Origin of the sequence: Aurantibacter sp. (assembly GCF_039941195.1) — a bacterium.
Lineage (GTDB): Bacteria > Bacteroidota > Bacteroidia > Flavobacteriales > Flavobacteriaceae > Aurantibacter_A.
Genome location: NZ_JBDVFA010000058.1, coordinates 1 through 6,009 on the forward strand (window position 1 = coordinate 1; position 6,009 = coordinate 6,009).

Below are 6,009 nucleotides of genomic sequence, written 5' to 3' on the forward strand. Positions count from 1 at the left end.
CAGCTTTTAAATACAGCTTTTAAATAATGACTAACGAAAATTAATTATAACTTTTAAGTAAAACTGCTTTGACATAATTGTTGACGATATAGACCTAAAGGCGCTATATCTACAATTATATCAAATAGCACAGCTATACGCCGTTTTACATTATAAACATGTTTGTACTATAATGTTCCGCGTTATGTAACTTGAGCTTTGGTTAAAAGCGAAAGTTGTTACAATCTTCATTGATTTTTTTCTTTCTAAAAATTTTCTTCTCAAAAGGTAATGGAACACTTATTAACTGACCGACAGCAGGAGGGAAGGCAATGTGTGTGGAATGGTATTTTACTACAAATTTTAATAAACTACGGAAAACCGTAATTTATTTCTTGTTAATATTTTATATATTTAAATACTCCAAAGAATTGAATACCTGCATTTTATTCCCCTCGTAAAAGTATAATCCAAAAATACCTAGAGTTGGGTATTTGACGAGTTATAAAAAATTAATTAATTAGGTGTTAATCTGTAAGAATAGTGACATGAAAAAGGGTATTTATAAAAATCTGATTGTTCTAATATTTTTAATTCTAGTAGGACAAATTAATGGCCAAACTGATGGTATGAAAGTACATGTCATTGATATTGGCCAGGGAAGTGCAACGCTGTTAGAATTTCCATGCGGCGTGGCTTTAATAGATGTGGGTGGTGAGGATAATCTTCTTTATAAATCAGAGGATGAAATAAAATTTTATTTGTACGAATTTTTTAATCGCAGAACAGATTTAAATAATACTATAGATTTACTAGTAGTAAGCCATCCTCATATTGACCATACAAGGGCTTTGATAAATATTTTTAAGGATTATAAAATTAAAAATGTAATTACCAATGGTCAAGAAAAAGGGTCAGGAAAAGCTGGTCAAAAATATGTACATGAATTTATTCGGCAAACAGAAAGAACTGAAATAGAAGAAGATAATATTGGTTATTTTGAAAGTAGAAACTCTAGGATTCCTAATACAGGTTTTACCAATAAAATCATAAGTCCTATTAAATGTTCAGTATTAAGCCCAGAAATAACACTATTATGGGGTCGCATTGATGAAAACCCTAATGATTGGTCAACTAGTGCATTTGATAATCAAAACAATCATTCCGTTGTATTGAAAATTAAATACGGAGATTCATCAATTTTATTGACAGGAGATTTGGAGGATGAAGGAATAGAAAAACTATTGGAAAAATATGGCCACACAAATATCTTGGATGTGGATATGTATCTTGTTGGACATCATGGCTCATATAATGGTACAACACCAGAGTTTTTAAAAAAAATGACCCCGGAAATTGCCATATTATCATTTGGGAAACCTGAAAGAGAAATACCTTGGACAGCATGGCAATATGGGCATCCTCGCAAAAGTTTAATTGTGAGCTTAGAGAATGCGGTCACGGGTTTTAGAAGTCCAAAAAAAGTTCTTGTAGCCAACAAGCCAAAAAAGTTTAAAGAATTTGAAATTACCAAAGCTGTATACGGAACTGGTTGGGATGGTGATTTGGTTTTTGAAACCTCTAGTGAAGGCTGGCTAAAGGAATACGACTTAAAGGAAAATCTTTTAATAAAAAATAACAATTTTGTACTTTTTTCTAAAGACTTTCTAAATAATGAAGATTCTCTTCAGAACCTTCAAAAGTTGAAATTTTCCATAATAAAGGACGAATTAGATGATAGAGTGTCGAAGTTCTTTTACAACAAGGATAGTCTTCCAAACATAGGTCCGGCGACAATGACAAGAATAAGGGCACGACTACGTGGAGAGAATTAAATTTCAAAAATTACCAGCAAAATTAATATTTAATATATGAGTAAAGATTATCCTGTTTTTTTATCACGAATAGCAAAAGGTGAAGACAAAATTGAAGGAGGTTCTCAAGACAATCTTGCAGATGTAATTTCTGAAATTATCATAGAGGATAAATTAGAAAAAAAGGTAATTGGATTGGAAGGAGATTGGGGGTCAGGTAAATCAAATTTGATTAAAATAATACAATCTAAGCTTGGGCAAAATTACCACACTTTCATTTTTGACGCTTGGGGAAGTCAAGAGGATTTAACTAGGAAATCATTTTTAGAGCAACTTATTAATGAACTATTTACTGAAGAATTCTTAACCGAAAAGGAAAAATGGAAAGATTTAAAAAATCGTTTATTATCTAATACATCAACAACTCATACTCAGAAATTTCCACAAATCAAGAGTTACTGGTTAGTAATCTCACTTTCACTCCTTCTTTACACAGTCCTATCAAGTACCTATGAACATATAATAAAAAATTTCGACTACGTTGAATCTGTTTTCTTCAGTTATTGGAAACCTATAATATGGATTTATCTAATTCCTGTCGGTATTTTTATGTGGGGTATCAAATTATCTAGGAAAGAGTATTTAATAGAGAGAGAAAAAAATAGCAAGAAGGATGTTATTGAGCGAGATAGCAAATGGGTAACAATTGGTAAGCTATTTTATTGGTTTAATGGAAAAGAAATAAATTCAGAGGAGGTTCAGAATATAATAGAAGACGAACCATCTGTTAAGCAGTTTAGAGAGTACTTTAGAAATATAGAAGATGAAATTAAAGGTAAAGGAAAGCTAATATTGGTATTTGATAATCTTGATAGACTTGATAATGATAAAATTAAGTCCCTTTGGTCATCCATTCATACTTTTTTTGCCGAGGATAACAATTCCTTTAAATCTTGGGTTATTGTGCCATATGATAAAGCAAAATTACAAGAGCACCTTGAAAATGGACTACATGGTTTTATAGGTAAAACATTTTCATTGAATTTTAGAATAACCCCACCGGTCGTAACCCAATGGGAACAATTCCTTAATCAGATGTTGGATGATGCATTTGGCAAGGAATTACTTAACCAAGAAGAAATAGAATATGTAACAAAGCTATTTGATGTTTTAGCCTCAAATAAAACGATTAAACCTCGACAAGTCATCAACTATACAAATGATTTAGTATCCATGTATAAATTATGGAGAAATGATATTGAAGACGACAGTATAAAATTTCGATACATAGCCTTATTCACTTTAGTTAAGGATTCCATTGTTAAGACTCCAAATGAGTCGATTCTTAATCGTGACTACTTAGAAGGAGCAGAAGTCTTTTTTAAAGATGATGAGGACTTAGATACAAGTATGTCTATGCTTACGTTTGGAGTGAAGAAGGATTTAGCTGATGAAGTTCTTTTGGATAGACAACTTAAGATTGCATTAAGAGAAGGTAAAAAAGAAATAATCGAATCTTCCTTAAAACATAGAGCATTTCAAAAATATTTTTTTCAAGCGAATTCTGCTATTCCATTAAGTGAAAAATTAAAGGGTATAGTAAAGATTTACAATGTAGTTAATGAGGTCTTCTCTGCAAACATGATGAACACTTTTTGGGAAGATTTTGGTACGGAAATAAAGTCAATCGAGAGTGAATTTGAAGTACTGAATGATAACCATAAAGCTATTTTAAAGAATACCGAAAAGAGTACTGGTAAAAGTATTTTAATAAAGCTAATTAAGGAGTTGAAAAAAGACTTTGATTCTCTTACAAATCAAGAAAAATATTTCACTCAACTACTACTTATTGAAGAGTTCATTAGTGAAGAAAGTATCGAGATTGATTTCTTTACCTTGATAACTAAAATTAATTTTAGTGCAGAACCATATATGAAATTTGTAGGCAAGACAAAGAGTAATTATAAAAAGTATAAAATTTCATGTTCTCAAAAGGAACTTATAGGATGGTTTTTTGGAGAGAATGAGGAATTAGATATGAATAGAGTTTCCAGTAACCTAACGGAGTTAGAAACCGTTAAAGACGATTATGAAATGGACTCTATCATTGAAGATATTTCTGCGAAGATTAAAACCATTGCCCATAGTGACAAAGAGAATTTAACCAAATATATAAGGATATTAAAAGTCATAGCAGAAAGACCTGTCAAGCTGGAACTTAGCACTCAATTCTACGGACAACTAACTTCGGCAAAGTTAGACTCCAATGAAATATACGAAGATGCCTATTGTGTTGGTATTTCTGATTTTCAGGTTTCTCATGCAAACTCATCGAACTTTCAAAGTTCTTTAAGAAGCTTGACAGAAGAGCAGATAGAAAAAATTTCAAGCAAGATTGAATCGTACATGAATTATCGAGAACTACTTGAATTGTTAATTACAAACACAACTGCAAACGGTTTTGTTAAATTGAAAGAAGTTGCGCATAAAGTTACAATCAATGATTATGGAGAATCATCTTTAAATATTTTATGGGCACTTAAAAATTTTGATAGTATCGCAACAAAAGTCTTTGACGATGATAAGGAAAAAATAAAAGGCTTTGTCGAGAAACTAAGTTCATGGCATATGTTCTACAAAGGAGAAGTTGAAAGTATTTCGAAAGGCTTTTTTGAACATTTAAATCGAGGAGAGTTAAAGCTCGTAGAATTAATAATAAAGAATGTATTAGTTTATTACGAAGGTTTGTCGAAGGAACAAATCATGGAATCCTTTAAAACGAAGAACAAAAATTACAAAATACTTAATTCTTTAATTGTCAATGATTTAATTGATAAATTCTCAGATGCTTTTTATAGCTCCTATGATGATTACATGAAAGGAATAGCTAGTGAGGAAGAAGTTGTTCCGGAAATTGGTTTTTGGGATAAACTAATTGATAAACTTAATGGTAATAAGCTAAAGAGTACTTTTACAAGTATAAGAGATATATTTATTAACGAAAGGGGAGAGTTAAAAGAAGGCGAACTATATTTCTTTGAAAAAGGTTTAATAAATTATGCGAATCTTTCTACAAAACCTGAAAGAAGTACACTTAAAATAATAATACCATTAATTGAATCTGATTCTAATTTTGACATTTTCTTGGATAATAAAGATTCACTTTTACCAATTATTCAATCATCTAAACAGCATAACGAAACTGCTATTGGAGAACTTCAATTGAGATATAATTCAAAAGACTATTTGGATGACGAAAGAATGAAAGAAATTGCAACGACGCTGAATCTAAAAAAGGAAGATGTTAGTAAATCAGATGAAGAACAAGAAAAATAATGAATCTAACGTATGGTTGGCCTAAGAGAATTTTGGCAAAACAATAGGGGAGAGGAGCGTTAAGAATTTTAGGGGGCTGGTTACAATAATTGTTGATTGCCAGAATTGGTTGTATTGCTGCCTTTGAGTGGTCTTAAGTGTTACAATGGATCCTAAAATTTAGCGACCGACCCGTACATTGTTTCCAAAATTATCTGTTAGCCTTGATTTTTTTGTTTCTTTTTTTATCAAGAAAAAAAGATAAATAAAACGCTTACAGGTTGCAATGCTGAAAGTCTATTTTACATAATGTTAGAAACACTTAAAGAAAAACTTCAAACAAGACGAGAGGTTAGCAAGGGCTAAGAAATTATTTCGCAGAGAAGCCAACGCTTCAGCTCGCGCATATTTTAAAAGGTCTGCAAGACCTTCCAAAATACTGCCGTGTTGCGGCAAGCTGACGAGAAATGCGGAGCATTCATAAGCACCTTTAAAAATCAATAAATGTCTTGCGAATAATCTCGTAGAAAAAAATCTTGCAGGGTTTTCATCGAATACGAGAATTTTGAATGAATCTAAAAGGACAGCTATTAAATTCGTGACAAAAGAAATTAGCCAGTGGCCGATTACTTTTGGTGGCGAGCTGATGCTGCTGCGTTGAAATGAGAAATTTTTATGTATGACAGAATTGCTGGCTATTGTTTTTTACTTTCCAGTATAACGGATTTACTATAATCGGCCAGTTCTATAAATATTTTTAAACTTTCCAGTAAACAGCTTTTAAATACAGCTTTTAAATAATGACTAACGAAAATTAATTATAACTTTTAAGTAAAACTGCTTTGACATAATTGTTGACGATATAGACCTAAAGGCGCTATATCTACAATTATATCAAATA

The 6,009-nt window shown here is 31.3% G+C and carries 2 protein-coding genes; both read left to right on the forward strand.

The window, feature by feature from the left end:
- The first annotated feature begins 527 nt into the window (after nucleotides 1-527).
- Nucleotides 528-1,814, forward strand: coding sequence for an MBL fold metallo-hydrolase (locus ABJF52_RS09435; protein ID WP_348149396.1), 1,287 nt, complete (start codon nucleotides 528-530; stop codon nucleotides 1,812-1,814).
- A gap of 36 nt (nucleotides 1,815-1,850) precedes the next feature.
- A complete protein-coding gene (locus tag ABJF52_RS09440) occupies nucleotides 1,851-5,129 on the forward strand; it encodes a P-loop NTPase fold protein (RefSeq protein WP_348149398.1) in 3,279 nt (1,092 codons plus the stop codon).
- The last annotated feature ends 880 nt before the right edge of the window (nucleotides 5,130-6,009 follow it).